At 41.9% G+C, this 16,055-nt stretch carries 14 protein-coding genes and 2 tRNA genes; 8 read left to right on the forward strand and 8 right to left on the reverse strand.

What is annotated here, in order from left to right; translation table 11 throughout:
- The first annotated feature begins 185 nt into the window (after positions 1-185).
- Both miaB and NHE_RS03570 read left to right on the forward strand, forming a co-directional pair.
- Entirely contained in the window at positions 186-1,538 is a 1,353-nt protein-coding gene (gene miaB / locus NHE_RS03565; RefSeq protein WP_038560061.1) for a tRNA (N6-isopentenyl adenosine(37)-C2)-methylthiotransferase MiaB, read from the forward strand.
- A 217-nt stretch (positions 1,539-1,755) separates the two neighbouring features.
- Positions 1,756-1,845 (forward strand) — tRNA-Ser (locus NHE_RS03570).
- 499 nt (positions 1,846-2,344) lie between these two features.
- Here the strand turns inward: NHE_RS03570 and rpsI are convergent.
- From rpsI to NHE_RS03595, 5 genes are read right to left on the reverse strand one after another with little or no spacing between them, the layout of a single operon-like run.
- Positions 2,345-2,782, reverse strand: coding sequence for a 30S ribosomal protein S9 (gene rpsI, locus NHE_RS03575; protein WP_038560064.1), 438 nt, complete (start codon positions 2,780-2,782; stop codon positions 2,345-2,347).
- Positions 2,783-2,784: 2 nt separating this feature from the next.
- Positions 2,785-3,243, reverse strand: coding sequence for a 50S ribosomal protein L13 (rplM, locus tag NHE_RS03580; protein ID WP_038560066.1), 459 nt, complete (start codon positions 3,241-3,243; stop codon positions 2,785-2,787).
- A gap of 36 nt (positions 3,244-3,279) precedes the next feature.
- The gene (locus tag NHE_RS03585) at positions 3,280-3,939 is read right to left on the reverse strand and encodes a CvpA family protein (protein WP_051579660.1); all 660 of its coding nucleotides are present in this window, start codon (positions 3,937-3,939) and stop codon (positions 3,280-3,282) included.
- Positions 3,940-6,513 carry a TRAP transporter permease gene (locus NHE_RS03590; protein ID WP_038560068.1) on the reverse strand — a complete coding sequence of 858 codons (2,574 nt, stop codon included), beginning with the start codon at positions 6,511-6,513 and terminating at the stop codon, positions 3,940-3,942.
- A 56-nt stretch (positions 6,514-6,569) separates the two neighbouring features.
- A complete protein-coding gene (locus NHE_RS03595; RefSeq protein ID WP_084473343.1) occupies positions 6,570-7,184 on the reverse strand; it encodes a superoxide dismutase in 615 nt (204 codons plus the stop codon).
- A gap of 196 nt (positions 7,185-7,380) precedes the next feature.
- On the opposite strand from NHE_RS03595, the gene NHE_RS03600 reads away from it, so the two are divergent.
- Positions 7,381-7,977, forward strand: a complete 597-nt coding sequence (locus NHE_RS03600; protein ID WP_051579662.1) for a hypothetical protein — start codon at positions 7,381-7,383, stop codon at positions 7,975-7,977.
- A gap of 566 nt (positions 7,978-8,543) precedes the next feature.
- The gene (locus NHE_RS03605; RefSeq protein ID WP_038560073.1) at positions 8,544-9,731 is read left to right on the forward strand and encodes an MFS transporter; all 1,188 of its coding nucleotides are present in this window, start codon (positions 8,544-8,546) and stop codon (positions 9,729-9,731) included.
- A gap of 65 nt (positions 9,732-9,796) precedes the next feature.
- Here the strand turns inward: NHE_RS03605 and NHE_RS03610 are convergent, their stop codons facing one another.
- On the reverse strand, positions 9,797-10,945 hold the full coding sequence (locus tag NHE_RS03610) for a mechanosensitive ion channel family protein (protein ID WP_232214975.1): 1,149 nt from the start codon (positions 10,943-10,945) through the stop codon (positions 9,797-9,799).
- A gap of 24 nt (positions 10,946-10,969) precedes the next feature.
- Here NHE_RS03610 and NHE_RS03615 point away from each other — a divergent pair.
- The 3 genes from NHE_RS03615 (at position 10,970) to NHE_RS03625 (ending at position 13,312) form a co-directional block, all read left to right on the forward strand.
- A tRNA-Asp gene (locus NHE_RS03615) sits at positions 10,970-11,046 on the forward strand.
- Between the two features lie 374 nt (positions 11,047-11,420).
- Positions 11,421-12,131, forward strand: a complete 711-nt coding sequence (locus NHE_RS03620) for a class II aldolase/adducin family protein (RefSeq protein WP_038560075.1) — start codon at positions 11,421-11,423, stop codon at positions 12,129-12,131.
- Between the two features lie 11 nt (positions 12,132-12,142).
- Positions 12,143-13,312, forward strand: a complete 1,170-nt coding sequence (locus NHE_RS03625; protein WP_038560077.1) for an aspartate aminotransferase family protein — start codon at positions 12,143-12,145, stop codon at positions 13,310-13,312.
- Positions 13,313-13,463: 151 nt separating this feature from the next.
- On the opposite strand, the gene NHE_RS03630 is transcribed toward NHE_RS03625, so the two are convergent.
- Both NHE_RS03630 and purC read right to left on the reverse strand, forming a co-directional pair.
- The gene (locus NHE_RS03630) at positions 13,464-14,126 is read right to left on the reverse strand and encodes a peptidylprolyl isomerase (RefSeq protein WP_084473309.1); all 663 of its coding nucleotides are present in this window, start codon (positions 14,124-14,126) and stop codon (positions 13,464-13,466) included.
- 135 nt (positions 14,127-14,261) lie between these two features.
- Positions 14,262-14,984, reverse strand: coding sequence for a phosphoribosylaminoimidazolesuccinocarboxamide synthase (gene purC, locus NHE_RS03635; protein WP_038560080.1), 723 nt, complete (start codon positions 14,982-14,984; stop codon positions 14,262-14,264).
- Between the two features lie 359 nt (positions 14,985-15,343).
- Here purC and NHE_RS03640 point away from each other — a divergent pair, with 359 nt between their 5' ends.
- Positions 15,344-15,940 (forward strand): riboflavin synthase, encoded by a 597-nt coding sequence (locus NHE_RS03640; RefSeq protein WP_038560083.1) that lies wholly within the window; start codon positions 15,344-15,346, stop codon positions 15,938-15,940.
- Positions 15,941-16,055: the final 115 nt, after the last annotated feature.

The following is a 16,055-nucleotide window of genomic DNA, read 5'->3' on the forward strand; positions in this document are numbered from 1 at the left end:
ACCTTCTGGAAAGTATCTGCATAATTTAACACCTTTACTCATCAGTGATGAACCATCCCACTGTGATCACTGAGATTACACTGCGTTTAATACGTGATCCAGCAACACTAAAAACACCTATAATTTGCTGCTATACTCTTATCATCTGAAATTTCCTCTGATTTCGAAATAGGTCATAGCACAACATGGAGATACCTGAATTTAAAAGCACAAAGAATCTTTATATAAAGACCTATGGCTGTCAGATGAACGTCTACGATTCTGAAATGATTGAAAAAATCGTTGGTCAGATGGGCTTCAGGACGGTAGAAACAGCTGAAGATGCAGATTTAGTAATCCTAAACACCTGCCATATAAGAGAGAAAGCTGCAGAAAAGATTTACTCCGAGCTTGGGAAACTAAGAGCGCTCGAAAAAAGGAAGCAAAAAAAAATCATGACGGTCGTCGCTGGCTGTGTTGCGCAAGCAGAGGGCGATGAAATAATTAAAAGAGCAAGAAACGTCGATATAGTAGTCGGACCTCAAAGTCTCCACACACTACCTGAACTGATAGCAAGAGTCGAGAGGAAATCGAGCAAGGAGGTGAGATTAGAATTCCACCCGATAGAGAAATTCGATTACTTATCTGGAGAAATCACAAAAGATGAAGCGTGTCAGTACTCAGCTTTCCTATCGATACAGGAAGGCTGCGATAAATTCTGTTCATTCTGTGTTGTACCATACACACGTGGAAGTGAATATTCAAGGACAGTTGAGGCAGTGTATCGTGAAGCCCTAGCGCTCACAGCAAATGGTGTTAAAGAAATCACCCTACTTGGACAGAATGTGAATGGCTATCACGGCAGCTTAGATGCCGGAGAATACACTATGAATCTGGGGCAACTCATTTCCCGGATAGCAAATATTCCATCATTGTTAAGAATACGATACACAACATCTCATCCAGTTGACATGCATGACGAACTCTATGAAGCTCACGCTAAAGAAAGCAAATTGATGCCCTTTATACATTTGCCCGTACAGTCAGGGTCGGATAGGGTATTGAAGAGAATGAATAGGAAGTACACCGCATCAACGTATCTCGAGATTGTTCAACGGCTGAAAAAAGCAAGAGACGATATCGCATTCTCCTCAGATTTCATTGTTGGCTTCCCTGGAGAAAGTGATGATGACTTCCAACAAACACTTGAGCTCGTAAAACAAGTAGAATACGCACAATGTTATAGCTTTAAATACAGCCCCAGACCTGGTACTCCGGGAGCCGGATACCCACAGATCGATGAGAAGATCAAAGATATGAGGTTGCAAAAATTACAGGCATTACTCAGAGAAAAACAACTGCTATTCAACCAAAAAATGATCGGTAAAACGGTTAAGGTGCTATTTGATAAGAAAAACACAGATCAGATTTCAGGTAGAACTGAATACATGCAACCAGTATACTCAGATGATGCTAGCTTGTTTGGCAAAATGGTCACGATGGAAGTCAAAGATGCCTCAGCATTTACCCTGAAATGTATCCCAGTAGGAATTATTTAACAATGTATTTTCGTGGCAATTCGGATTCTGTTTGACTTGTATCTCAAGGTCCTGTATTGTACATTTACCTTTTCTCAACTAGTGTCGATTTCCAGTTGCGTCCCCGGATAGCTGGGAGTGATTTGCAACTGAATTCACTGAAGCTGCTGACGAATTGAGTCCCATACGTTTGCCATCGATAACGATTTCAGTTAGAGTTAGATGGAGATTCCTCTATGGAGAGGTGGCCGAGAGGCTGAAGGCGGCGGTTTGCTAAACCGTTATACGATTAATAGTCGTATCGAGGGTTCGAATCCCTCCCTCTCCGTTTTGCGTGCGTTTGGGATTTGTAGCATGACGAGCGCTAAACACGGAGCTCTTTTTTACCGCGCATCTTTGGAAGGGGGTATTTGAGCAGCTCACCAGATAGACGTGTATCTAGAAGATTACGGCATAACCCTGTGAAGATTCCCGGGTATCAATTAACCCCGCATTGATTTGGATAGCTCTATATTGCTAGCTTTGCGAGAATAATCACGATAAACCACACAGCAAGAGTACAAAGAAACCTATAGGAATGTCGCTATTCCCCTCAGGAAGAAGCCCAACACTGGGTATATTAAGTACTAGAACAGAGCACACAGGACTTTCTAGTAGAGCTTACACAAGAACCAACCTGAAGGGTCCACAGAAAGAACTCAGCCTCTCCTGCTAAAGGAACTAAAAAGCTTCCTAGAGTATCGACCTCAGAACAGACCCACATTGTAAAGATCCCCCATTCCACGCAGGAGCGGGAGTGGGAAAAAAGCAACCGAGCAGAAGTGGCGCTATCTCTTGGAAAACTGGAAACTCTTACGAGCTTTCTTTTTACCGTATTTTTTACGCTCAACTATTCGGGAATCACGAACTAAAAGGGAATTTTTCTTGAGCGGCTCTCTGAAACCTGGATTAAAATTCTGTAATGCCCTACTAAGCCCCAATCTAAGTGCTCCAGCTTGACCCGAAACTCCTCCACCCTTGATGGTTGCAAATACATCAAATTTGCCAGCTACATCGCAGACACGCAAGGGGGAGCAGACATCCTGACAAAGATACTGGTGCTCAAGATGAGAGTAGAGATCCGGCTTGCCATTAACACGAAAAAGACCAGTACCAGCCTTGATCCACACCCTAGCTACAGCAGTTTTCCTGCGACCTGTACCATATGCTCTACCCTGCCTATCTACTACTGGGAGCCTTTTTACCTGATTATCACTATTTAGCACATCTACCTCTTATTTTTTCTATTCATTGATGCAAAATCTACCACCTGCGGATTCTGGGCCTCATGCTTATGCTCAGGGCCTGCATACACATAAAGATTCTTGAATCTTCTCCGAGCCATCGGACCATCATCCAACATCCTTTTCACAGCAAGCCTGACGACCTCACAGGGCTTTTTACCATCCAATAACTTTCTAGGTGTCGTACTTTTTAAACCTCCAGGATACCCGGTATGCCTGTAGTAGACCTTGTTTAACATTTTAGTCCCGGAAAACTTGACCTTAGAAGCATTTAATATGATGACATTATCTCCACAATCCATGTGCGGGGTATACGCCACTTTTGTCTTGCCACGCAAAACAGTTGAAACGAAAGCAGCAAGTCTACCGACAACAGCATCAGTCGCATCGATGACGACCCACTTTTTATCCGCCTGTCCTTGCTTCAAAAACGAAGTACTCATAAAGCCAATTTATATTTCAAAAACACTACTCGATCACTACCCACGTCCACCGGAACCTTTCTCTTTACCAAGGGAGTCCTCCTGATCAACAGAAGCCTCAGAACCAACCAGACCGGTGAATGAGTCACTACCCTCTTCAGTAAACTTCCAATCATCCTTGAAGGTTTTCGAATAACTTCTAAGTGAGGCGAACACTTCGCCTGGGATGGCCGCATTAAGTGAGCTATCTAGATAGCTAAGGGTAGAATAAGCCTTGGCACTTTTCAACCACGTCGGAAGATAGTACCCAGGTTTTTGTTCAAGGTCCTTTTCCTCATCACCATTTAGAGAATAATAGAAAATATTCAATACTGCAAATATCAAGTAACAGTATACTACCCCTCTAAGAGCTCCGCAAAGGAGTCCTAAGACTCTATCTGTAGGTCCGAGTCTTATCGGCGACACGAGGTACATGATCCAACTATTCAGAAGACCGAGGACAACAACGCTGATTATGAAAAGCGCTATCCATGAAAGCGGTGTAACAACAGGTCCTGACGAAACATTAAAGAACTCCAAGAAAATATTGCCATTGTGATAAGTTATCATCGCGGAAATGACAATCACCGCAGCACTGAAAATTTCTTTAATAGATCCACGCAACATACCAACAAGGATCGTGAGTAGAAAAACGAATAATAATACTAAATCAAACATTTAATTTTCCCTATCTCTTTTTCTCTGAACCATAAATATACAGGAAAACAACAATAGACTCACGGAATACACTACCCACCTCGGCATCTGTGGTTGGGATACCATAATTTCAGAGATTTTCATAGTGCTATCTAACTTAGTACACCGACTTACCGGGCTATGACTCACCGAAAGAATGTCCAGTACATTTTCGTCGTGATCATAATCAGTGACAATACCACAGGCGCGGAGTTGCTCATCTATTGTCCCCGATGTTTTATTGTCTATATTGAACTTTGTAATTTCAGGATTACCAAAGAAGTCCTTATCGTTGAGGACTATTCTCAATCTTTTGGAATCATTGAAGTGAGATAGAATCGCACTATTCATTTCAAGGTTCGAAAATTCCTTTGTAACAAGCTCAACGAAAACTGAAGGAGTCATTAATGCAATTCCAGTGAGGAAAAGAATTATAGACTCATAAAATTTACTTCTAACTATCAAATATCCCTGTGATCCTGCAGTGATTGCTATAATTCCAATCACAGAGAAAACTATCACCTGTATCAAATGGGCTACACCTTCAATATTGAATCCAAGTATTTGAGGATTCAGAACAAACAAAAAGGGAAGCAACATCGTTCTGATATTGTAGAAAAAGGCTTGGACACCGGTCATAATTGCATTACCCCCTGCTATAGCAGCAGCGGCATAGGAGGCAAGACCAACCGGAGGCGTCACATCGGCCATCAAACCGAAGTAGAACACAAAGAGGTGTATGGAGAATAGAGGTATGTCGATACCATTTTTCTTAGTGATGTGGAGGAGTACAGGCACCATCAATGTAGATACAATGATGTAGCAAGCAGTAGTCGGCATACCCATACCCAGCACCATACACATGAATGCCGTGAGGAACAGAGTGACTAGTAGGTTCCCGTTAGACACAGAATCCAGGACTCCACCAATTTTCAATCCGACACCGGTCAAAGAGACAGATCCAACGATTATACCAGCAGCTGCTGTAGCGACTGCTACGACCGTCATATTTTTTGAGCTCATTATCATCGCATCGATACACTTCATGCAACCACTCTTTATGAGTGAACAAAAAGCGAATCGACATTCAAAAAATCCCAGAATGACCTCTTTGGTAAACAGTTCGAACAAAAGGAACAATATCGTCCAATAAGCAGAAAGTGCTGGAGACATGTGTTCCACAAGTAGACACCAGATCAGGATCACCAGTGGCATGAAATGATGTAAACCGGTCCTAAGCTTAAAAGATACAGTAGACTTATCAAGAGAAGGATTATTTTTTAGGGTATTCTGATACCATAATAGGGCGACGTAAATGAAACAACAGAGGCCACCTATTACAAGAGGTCCATAAGTACCTGAAATATTTTTCAGTCCCGAAAATACCATAAACCCCTCTATGAGGGCATAAATTCCGGAGAAGCAGAGTGCTATAACCGAAAAAGCAAGCAGCATACGCAATATAACGCTGCTGATACCACCTGAGCCTCCTTCCGAAACCACGACAACAGGCGCATTAAGTTTACAGGCCTCGATATGTACAATGTATAAAAGGGCTATATATACCAACACCGCTGGCAAAAAGGCATGTTTAACAACTTCGATGTACGGTATTGATAAATATTCGGCCATCAGGAATGCTGCGGCACCCATGACTGGCGGCATGATTTGACCATTTATTCCTGCGGAGACCTCAATAGCGGCAGCTTTCTCAGGACTGAAGCCCATTTTTTTCATCATTGGGATTGTCAAAGAACCAACCGTGATAGTATTAGCAATTGATGATCCGGAAATCATACCCATGAGTCCTGATGAAACCACCGCAGCTTTAGCTGGACCTCCTCTAAATCTGTTCAAGAGCAGGAAGGACAGTTCAATGAAAAAATGACCTGCTCCCGTTTTTTCGAGCAGCGCACCGAAAAGTACGTACAGAAATACAAAATCCACGGATACAGCAATCGCAGTTCCGAATACACCTTCCGTGGAGAACCACTGGTGCGATGCAATCGCGGATAACATGTAATCCTTGTGCACAACCAGATCTGGCATAATCTCACCAAACCTCGAATAGAACAGTGAAACTAATACTACAATCACGACAGCACTGCCGACTGTCCTACGTGCAGCTTCGAGTAGGACACATATACCACACACTGCTACCAATACATCCATCGTAGTTGGCATACCCAATCTCAAAGAGATCTGTCTATAAGAGAAGACTAAATAGAACGTTGCAAAGACGCCAACGCCACTCAGGAGCCAATCTGGTAGTGGTATATACTTCTTCGCTGAACTCGAAAAAGCTGGAAACATGGATAAGGCAAGGAACAATCCAAAAGCCAGATGTATAGAACGTATCTGAAAATCATTTAAGATGAATGCATTCGAGCCGATAAACTCGGCAAAATGAAACTGCATTGGAGATGCAATCCAGATTTGAAGTAAGGCCCAGGTCAGAGCTACTGCCGAGATGAAGGAATGTAAGAAGGTCCCCTTCGGCGGTCGGGAACCAAGCTCAGACTCTGTTAAATGCTCATAATCTTCTTTCCGAACCATACGACCTAATTAAAAATAGAAACAGTCAAGAATCTTGGACCCATAAGATCCAATTTTCAGCCAACTGCCGAGTAATTTGCAGATGCGAAATCCCAATTGATCAACTGAGCCAAAAATGTAGCAACGTAGTCAGGCCTACGATTCTGGTAATCCAGATAATAGGCATGCTCCCACACATCGATGGCAAGCAGTGGAACAAAATTTTGATTAGTCAGTGGTGTTTCAGCATTCGATGTTTTGACCACTGAGAGCCTCTGGGATGCTTTATCGAAGATCAACCATGCCCAGCCGCTACCGAATTGAGTAACCGCTGCGAGACTTAATTGTTGCTTAAGCTCCTCCATGCCACCAAAATCTTTTACTATCTGCAGCATGAGCCTATCATCCGGGGAGCAAGCACTCGCAGGTGGACGCATGGAATTCCAATAAAAGGTGTGATTCCAAACTTGTGCGGCATTATTGAAAATTGCCTCTTTCCCCTGTTTGTTCCAGGTATTACGAATCACGCAGAGCAATGTATCACCTACGTCGTCACTTTCTACTAATAACTCGTTCACCTTGTTCACATAACCTGCGTGGTGCTTATCATAGTGGAAACCCAATGTCTTCTCTGAAATAAGTGGTTCTAGGGCATCCTTGTGATAAGGTAGTTCAGGCAGAATAATTTTTATCGCGGATCTCATTAACTAATAAAGCAAAGCACTGCCCAAGATGTTAGCACTTAGAAGGAGATTTTGCAAAAGTCGGACAAGTATAGGAGAATACATAGACATGCGAGTTCTTTTATTTCAAGAGATGATTTCTTGGGTTCTAGTACGGTTCGCGTCAACAGAGTTCTAAAAATCCAAGGAATCAAAGTGGCACTCTATGAACATCTTATCAATCGACTCATCAAAGGAAGGAAAGTTCTCAATTGCGATACTGAAAAATGGAAGTATATGTTTTTCGAAAACAGTAGAAGCCAGATTATCTGAGAAACTCTTTCATGTACTCAATCCCCTCAGGGAAGAGATATTAACGGAAATTAACATACTAGCAATCAATACGGGTCCAGGCAGTTACACTGGTGTCAGAGCAGGAATTGCGGTGTTAAATGGAATGTCGATAGGAGCTAGAAAGCAACTGATAGGATTTGATGCATTCACAGTACTTCTATCCAAGTTCAGACGCGATTATTGCAGCTTTACAACCAATGACCAGGAAATAGCCGTATTGCTGAAAGGTTATAATGATTCCTTTTTTTACTTACAGAAATTCGAAAAAAATTCTAAAAAAAAGACGAATCCTACCAGGATATCAGTAGAATTTCTCACAGATCTCAAGGGATGCACAATCATAAGCGATACCGCTGGCTACGGCTATGTGTATGAAACTTCAGCTGAAGATATATCACTACTAGCTTCTGATCCTGAAGCATGTAGAGGAGCTGATTACCTGACCTCACCTTTGTACGTACAAGTCTGAATTCTTCTTGTTTTCGTCAAATGGAAACGCTGAGAATATCTTCAACACTGTCTCCAGAGTGGGCGACCCAATATCCGGTTATCACAACCATTCTTATTCAGAGCACGACTTCCTGATAGTTCAGACTTCAAAGACTTAGAGAAGTCCCTTAGATACACTGATTTCACTCTACACTAACAGACCCACCTTTTTAGACCTTCCCAATTCACAATCTCACTCACAGATGAGCATCATCTTTCAGGATTGCGGTATTCCATGACATTTATAAAAATCTTAATCGTGTTCAAAACTACGGATAATCTTTTAATTAAATATACGAAAAGAGAATTCATAATGCAGTTTATTTTAGCAATATTTAATAAGTGTTAAGAGTGTTCCATTGCCATAATTCCTATTGTATGATCTACTGAGCCTTCGGTTCGGTTCGTGGAGTGCTCTCAACTGTTGTTCCTTCTGTAGTTGTGTTTATTTTCCGCTCATACAATCCTTGATATGTAAAATCATTGATCTGAGGTGGGGTGGTTGACTTTGGTTATTTATTTTTAGTTGTCATCTAAGTTTTTGATATGAAAAACACTCTTGCCTGGTTAGTAGCCACGTTGTTTTTTACGTACCAATATATTCTACGTGTCTTACCTAACATAGTGGTTGATGATGTAATACAAAGGTTCAGTATTTCATCAGCGGTCGTAGGTCAAGTAACGGGGCTATATTATGTTGCATATACGCTACTGCATATCCCTATAGGGATAATGTTAGATCGCATGGCTCCAAGAAAGGTGATCTTTGTTGGAGCTTTGTTAGTAGTCTTATCAATGGTGCCGTTGGTTTATACATCTTCTGTGACGCTTTTGGTAATCGGGAAGCTACTTTTGGGAGGTGCATCTTCCGTTGGAGTGCTAGGACTTCTTAGGGTCGTGAGGAGCTCTTTCCCTGCAGAGAAATTTTCCCTTATTTTTGGTATCTCGATTTTCATCGCGCTCATAGGGGCTATGTATGGCGGACAACCATTGGGTTACTGTATACACACCTTCGGTTGGTACACTACCTTCACCACAATTTTAATTGTCGGTTTAGTAATTGCATTCTCTGCATATTTATTTATCCCGGATAAGTGTAGCACTTCCAAGGCACCTCCTGTAAAAGAAACGCTATCGGAGCTCTTCTCACTCAGAAGATGGCTGGTTATTTCGCTCATAGGTGGTCTGATGGTAGGACCATTACAAGGTTTTGCGGATGGCTGGGCAACTAAGTTTTTCAGTGTTGTCTATCCTGGAATTGGCGCTTCCATGGCTGGCTTTCTACCATCCCTAATACTGCTGGGATTGGCTTTTGGAGCACCATTGCTAGGTCTAATAACTGTGCGATTCGGCAGGTATTACACAATCTTAACGGCGTGCTCGTTCCTGATGTTTGTTGGATTCCAGTTGATGTTCACAGGACAAGTATCCTTGAACTTCTTGTTTGTAATACTAGTCGTTGTAGGCGCTGCATCATCCTACCAAACGCTTGTAATACATCTGGCATCCTCAATGGTGCCTGATAGATGTATGGGTACAGCCGCAGCCTGTGCGAATATGATTATAATGGCTTTTGGCTATTTTTTCCATGCAACAATAGGAATGCTTGTTGGAAATGGTATTGCAGATCCAGTAAGAATCATTACCGGACTCTCAGTTATCAAATACTGTCTAGCAGTTTCCACTCTTGCTTTGCCGTTGTTCTACAAGCTCTGTGTAGCCGGAAGAAAGTAGTTGATCCCGGTTTTTTGGCAATCGTTCCTCTGAGTCCGCATTGATTCAGGGGGACGGAATGAGACTTATTTACTCTGCCGGTTGTCATAAATGCAGATTTGCGTCTCAGGATACACAATTGCTAGTCCCGTATTTTTCGCGGTTTCGAAAATATCAAGCAGCACCTGTTGCCTGACAGCAGAGAATTCTACCCAGGCCGTTGCTGTTGTGTACACAATCAATCTGATTTCAACGATACTACTGCCAATCTTAATCACATCAAAGCTTCCGGGAAAACGCTGATCAAACAACTTACTATCTACCAGGAATGCTTTAACCTTGTCCGTAAAATCCGGAATCATTGCATGATCCTTGAACTCGAATTTAAGAGTCTCAGAAATGCGTCTAGCAAGCATCTCACTTTCATTCTGAATTATGATCGTAGAGATTATGGAATTTGGAATATACACAGGTTGCTTTTCAAGCGTAATTACCCTAGTGATTCTCCAAGTAATCTTATCTACTACGCCTCTGATATCCTTATCCCTGGACGAGATGAGATCTCCTACCTTAAATGGCCGATCTAAGACAATTGTTATGAATCCAAAGAAATTTGCGAATAAATCCTTAGATGCCAAACCAAGCACGATTCCTCCAATTCCACCAACCGCCAGTATTCCACTAACATTCACGCCTAATTTATCCAGGATCATTAATCCCACTATTAGCAGCAGGAGAATCTGAGTGATCGTGCCTAATATACTTGCAGTAAAAGAACTGAAATCATCCTTCATTACATAGTGGCGCTCCGTAGTCTCAATAATTTTGAACAGTGCCCAGGCTACACATCCAATTAGAGTAATCTCTACGACCACTACCAGGAAAGTAGAGTTCATTGCAGCATCGAAACTTTTTAAAAATATCAGAAATCCTGTGCTAACCACAACAGCAAAGCCAGGATACCTAGTGTTCCTGAGAAGTGCAAAAAGAAGACTCTGATCCGATTGTAGGCGCATCTTTGAACGTACTATCGTGTCATACAACAGAACTGCCAAGACTAGCCCTATAGCTACACAGATTCCTTTATACATCGTCACAAAGTGACCTATAAGTTCCAGATATTGCATGAATCGCACATCGTATATATTGACACTTTTCCCGTATTCATAATACCATTGACCGTCGGGTTTCTCAGGTTGTTTAACACTGAAGTTCTTCTTCTGATAACTTAACACCGGAATCCCTTTTTTAATACTGTCGGGGGTGTAGCTCAGTTGGTTAGAGTGCTGGTCTGTCACGCCGGAGGTCGCGAGTTCGAGTCTCGTCATCCCCGCCACTTTGTTCGCGTAGTTTTTACTACTGGTAGGCTTTCCACCTTCTCTTGTGCTGCAGTTGGTGATGGCGCGTTGTTCCTGGATTGTTGATGTCTCCCTTCCGCGCAGATTTGTTTATCTGCTGTAGAAACGTGCTCTCTGGCCTTTTTCATCCTTTCTTTACAAATTTTTATGTTGCAGTCAGTATAGAGTCGCTATTACTAATCACTTAGCCAACGCTTACATCGCTGGTTTACATTCAGCAGATTTCTACTGTTCTGCTATACCCATGTTAAGCTTATTCTGCAGGTTGATCATTTTTTAACATGTAATTTACTAGTACCCTAAGAACTCAGCTTGACCTATAATACCAGCATTCACTTGAACTCATCCCTAGATGCAGGAACTACAACTTAAACAAGAACTGCTCCATGCATATTTGATCATCGCTTATATGAGAATGGATGATCTTACATACACACATATTACAGCGCGCCCGAAAAACGCAGATTTTTTCTATATTCTTAGGTTTGGCAAGCTATTTGCTCGGGCAACTATTCAAGATTTAATAAAAGTCAGCTTGGATGGCGAAATACTTGAAGGTAAAGAACATACATACAACAAGACTGCGTATATCATCCATGGCTCAATATATAAAACACGGAAAGATGTAAACGCAATATATCATCTACATACACACGCAAGCATTGCCGTATCAGTTATGAAATGCGGTCTTCTGCCACTATCACAGTTTGCAATGCCATTCTTCGAGAATATTGCATATCATGAATACACTTCATTACTTTTGAACGCATCGTCTCAGGGCGAAAGTTTAGCAAAAGATCTGGGAAGCAAGAAAGCTATGTTAATGCGTTCACACGGTTTACTTACTTGTGGAAACAACCTAAAAGAGGCATTCTTTTATATAAGATTCTTAGAACAGGCCTGTAAAATACAAGTTGATATTCTGTCCACAAAACAGGAGTATATAGTACCAAAACCAGAGATATGTAGGAAAGCACGCGAAGATATGTTGGGATTCGAAGAAAGCCTTGGCGGACGTGATTGGAATGCGCTTTTAGAGGTATTACAAGAAGAAATATTTTAAATAATTGAGGCATGTCTTCAGTGTTGACGTTTGCGCATAAGTTCCCGATCACGATTGCTCATGCCAAAGGTGTACATCTTTTCGATACGTTGGGGAAGAAATATCTCGATCTTACAAGTGGCATTGCGACGGTGAATTTTGGACACTGCAACGAGCACATAGCCTCTAAGATTTCACAACAGCTATACAGACTGTGGCACTGCTCGAACCTTTTTTCAAATGAGCTCCAAGAACAAGCTGCGGAGAGATTAGTAAATGCTACCAGTTTCGGGGAAAAGATTTTCTTTTGTTCATCGGGTCTGGAAGCAATAGAAGCCGCAGTTAAATTCATAAGAAGGTACTTCCATGAAACTGGGCATACAGGAAAAACAGAGATTATAACGTTAAAGAATGGATTCCATGGAAGAAGCATCACTGGCATCTCAGCTGGAGGAACAGAAGCAGCAAGGAGGGGATTTGCACCATTACTGGAGGGGTTCACTCAAGTAGAAGCTAACGACACTGATGTATTACATACCGCAGTGAGTCACAGAACTGCTGCTGTGATATTAGAACTCATACAATCTGAAGGCGGAGTACATGAAATAACGCAAGAGTATGTAAACGAACTCAATGAACTTAGAGAAAAATTCAATTTCCTGCTGTGTTTCGATGAGATACAAACCGGTTTCGGAAGAATTGGAAAGTTGTTTCACTATGAAAATCTGAGAGTGGAACCCGACCTTCTCACATGCGCAAAGGGAATGGGTAACGGGTTTCCAGTTGGAGGGTGCATAGTGAATCAAAAAATTGCTGCTAATCTCCCCTTTGCCACTCACGGTGGCACTTACTCAGGGAACTCTCTAGCTATGGCTGCAGTAAATGGCGCACTTGACCTCCTGAATGAGAAATTATTCAAACATGTAGAATCGATGTCAAGTTATTTTATGGAATCTCTGCATTGCATGGCAAAACTGGTACCAGAACAAATCATAGAGATCCGTGGCAGAGGACTGTTGATCGGGGTTGAGTTAGCTACTCACATTGATAGCTGGGATTTCATGAACAAATGCCTGAAATCAGGTGTCGCTATAACACGAACATCTAAGCCACAAGTCCTCAGAATTTTACCACCCCTGATCATTACCAAGGAAGATGTAGATTTTGCAATCGAAGTACTCTATAAAAATCTAAGAGATTAGCTACCAGCCAAAGATATTGTCATTCTACATGAGGCTCTGGTTACACCTTATGAGCTACATCGCTCAATCTACCACGTGGGGGACCCCCACAGCTCCAACACTTGCGATGGCCTCATCATGCCAGTGCGACAGCTCAGACACCAGATGAAAACTAGGACAGAACTCGGCAATCTTCTATTTTGATAACTTTGCTAGGAACTCCAGTTTCAGAACCATAACTCTCAATTTTGTTCACCACTGACATTCCTTGAATCACTTTTCCAAAAACGACATGTTTCCCATCTAACCAAGGAGTGCTGACAGTAGTAATGAAGAATTGTGACCCATTAGTATTCGGCCCTCGATTCGCCATGGACACCACTCCAGGCCCAGTATGCTTAAGTTTAAAATTCTCATCAGCGAAAACACCATGATCATATATAGAATAACCACCTGTACCATTACCCCCGGTAAAGTCACCCCCCTGTATCATGAACGATGGTATTATTCTATGGAATATAGATCCTTTATAGCCAAAGCCTTTTTCACCAGTGCAAAGCTTGAGAAAGTTTTCAGAAGTCTTAGGAGCAATATCAGCTGCTAGCTCGATGTCAATCTCCCCAAGCATTTCTCCACCTGAGCTGATTTCAAGCCTCACTACAGGATTGACCTTCCTCATTTCTCTATTCATTCCACTACCATCGATACTCGACCCCTCACGATAGGATAAAACATTTTCAGAGTGTTGCAACACCTGATTCGAGTCATAAAGCGAGCATCCAAGATAGAAAAGTAGTGCAAGAAATACTGGAAGAATTACACCCTTGCTCCACATAACTCTCCGAAACTTAAGCTATCGTACATTAGTATTTGGGATTGCATAAAAAGTCATTAACGTGACCAAACAAAGGACCTAGTAGGAGAGGCTGATTCCTCTCCGTAGCCCTATATCTACGCAAAACACTTCCCTTCAAAAGGATCCGTGGAGAATCCCAAGACGTTTTGCTACTTCCTTATAGTACTTGCTCACACCTCCCATATCCCTCCTGAAACGATCTTTATCCATTTTCTCCTTTGTCTCGGAATCCCAGAAGCGACAAGTATCAGGACTTATCTCGTCAATAAGGATAATCTGGTCATCATGAAAACCAAACTCCAATTTGAGGTCTACAAGTGTAATCCCAGCAGAAGATAAAGCACCACTGAGGAAATCGTTTATTCTCCACGCCATGATCTTTATCTCCTCAATTTCGAATTGACGCAACCAGTTAAATGTGATGATGTGATCATCAGTGACCATAGGATCTCCTAGTTTATCATTCTTCAGGTACATCTCTATAAGGGGACTCTCAAGGATTATTCCTTCTTCCATACCCAATCTTTTTGCTAGACCTCCAGCAACGATATTGCGTACAACAACTTCGAACGGAATCAGTTCAGCTTTTTTCACGAGCTGCTCCTTCATGTTCAAGACTTTGATAAAGTGCGTTCTGATTCCTATATTCTGTAGGTTCTGCATGAAAAAAGCAGAGATGTAATTGTTTATCACACCTTTGCCAGGAATTACAGCCCTCTTTTCGTTATTATTTGCTGTGATATCGTCCTTGAAGTGCTGAGTGACGAGGTTGGGATTATCTGGAAAGCTAAATAATATCTTAGCCTTTCCTTCATATAGTTTTTTTCTTTCTCTCATTGATGCTGCTCTACCGTCCAAGACCTAGAAAGGTATTAGCATTATACCACAAACCATGCAGAAAAGAGTCCATCACCGTGACTTGCGAACAAGATGGGCAAGCCAGAATGGCTTTATAACATTCATATCATCGAGGAATGCTTAAGTTCATTCTGGACACAGGCGAAATTATTGGCTGAATCGTGACTATACCTGTGCCCCTTGCGGGATAAGAATATAATCCATTTACGGATACTACTAAATTCTCAAGTGAATGTTCACGCGGTTTATATGCAGATTATCGGTCAGCTAGATCAATGAGATCTCTATTGCAACTAATAAATTGATATGTTAGCTTCGGTTGGAGGCTGGGCGCACGGGTGTTCAAGGGGATAATAGAAGCGGTTGGAGCGATTACAAAGTTGCTCATAAAAGATAATCAAATATTTCTTGTAGTCAATGCACCGGAGCTCAAAGCAAAAGTAGTACCTGGATCTTCAGTAGCTTGCAATGGGGCATGCCTCACCGTGACTAGCGTTATGGATTCGTCTTTGGAATTTTATCTGTCTCCTGAGACATTTCAAAAGACCAATTTTCGCACGTTTAAAGAGGGTTCAAGGATCAACTTAGAGACCTCGATGAAAATCGGGGATACGGTAGATGGACACTTCGTACAAGGTCACGTGGACACAACTACTAAAATCACCGACATCCAACAGAGTGGGGAATCACATATGATCACATTTGCGCTGACAAAGGAAATTTCACCTTATATTGCCTACAAGGGTAGCGTCTGCATAGATGGTACATCGCTAACTGTGAATGGCGTTTCCGATGATTCCTTCAGTGTTAACATCATTCCCTACACATGGAGCAATACTATTTTCCGCTATAATGAAATCGGTGATGAAGTAAACGTGGAAAGTGACCTATTAGCACGTTATCTCAAGCGCCTATTGGATCAATCTCAACATTAAGATCTTACTATCTTCGCTCTGATTAGTCGTGGGAGTGACATCAGCTTAATCCTAGTACCAGCCTTGATTTTATATTGGTGTCGTCGTATTACTCTCTTTTACCCGTTTTCCGCAG

The organism is Neorickettsia helminthoeca str. Oregon, assembly GCF_000632985.1.
GTDB classification, from domain to species: domain Bacteria; phylum Pseudomonadota; class Alphaproteobacteria; order Rickettsiales; family Anaplasmataceae; genus Neorickettsia; species Neorickettsia helminthoeca.

Coding starts and splice junctions, on each gene's coding strand:
- NHE_RS03600 (WP_051579662.1), top strand. CDS start 7,381: ATGAACATCTTATCAATCGACTCATCAAAGGAAGGAAAGTTCTCAATT.
- NHE_RS03590 (WP_038560068.1), bottom strand. CDS start 6,513: ATGGTTCGGAAAGAAGATTATGAGCATTTAACAGAGTCTGAGCTTGGT.
- purC (WP_038560080.1), bottom strand. CDS start 14,984: ATGAGAGAAAGAAAAAAACTATATGAAGGAAAGGCTAAGATATTATTT.
- NHE_RS03585 (WP_051579660.1), bottom strand. CDS start 3,939: ATGTTTGATTTAGTATTATTATTCGTTTTTCTACTCACGATCCTTGTT.
- NHE_RS03630 (WP_084473309.1), bottom strand. CDS start 14,126: ATGTGGAGCAAGGGTGTAATTCTTCCAGTATTTCTTGCACTACTTTTC.
- rplM (WP_038560066.1), bottom strand. CDS start 3,243: ATGAGTACTTCGTTTTTGAAGCAAGGACAGGCGGATAAAAAGTGGGTC.
- miaB (WP_038560061.1), top strand. CDS start 186: ATGGAGATACCTGAATTTAAAAGCACAAAGAATCTTTATATAAAGACC.
- NHE_RS03605 (WP_038560073.1), top strand. CDS start 8,544: ATGAAAAACACTCTTGCCTGGTTAGTAGCCACGTTGTTTTTTACGTAC.
- NHE_RS03620 (WP_038560075.1), top strand. CDS start 11,421: ATGCAGGAACTACAACTTAAACAAGAACTGCTCCATGCATATTTGATC.
- NHE_RS03625 (WP_038560077.1), top strand. CDS start 12,143: ATGTCTTCAGTGTTGACGTTTGCGCATAAGTTCCCGATCACGATTGCT.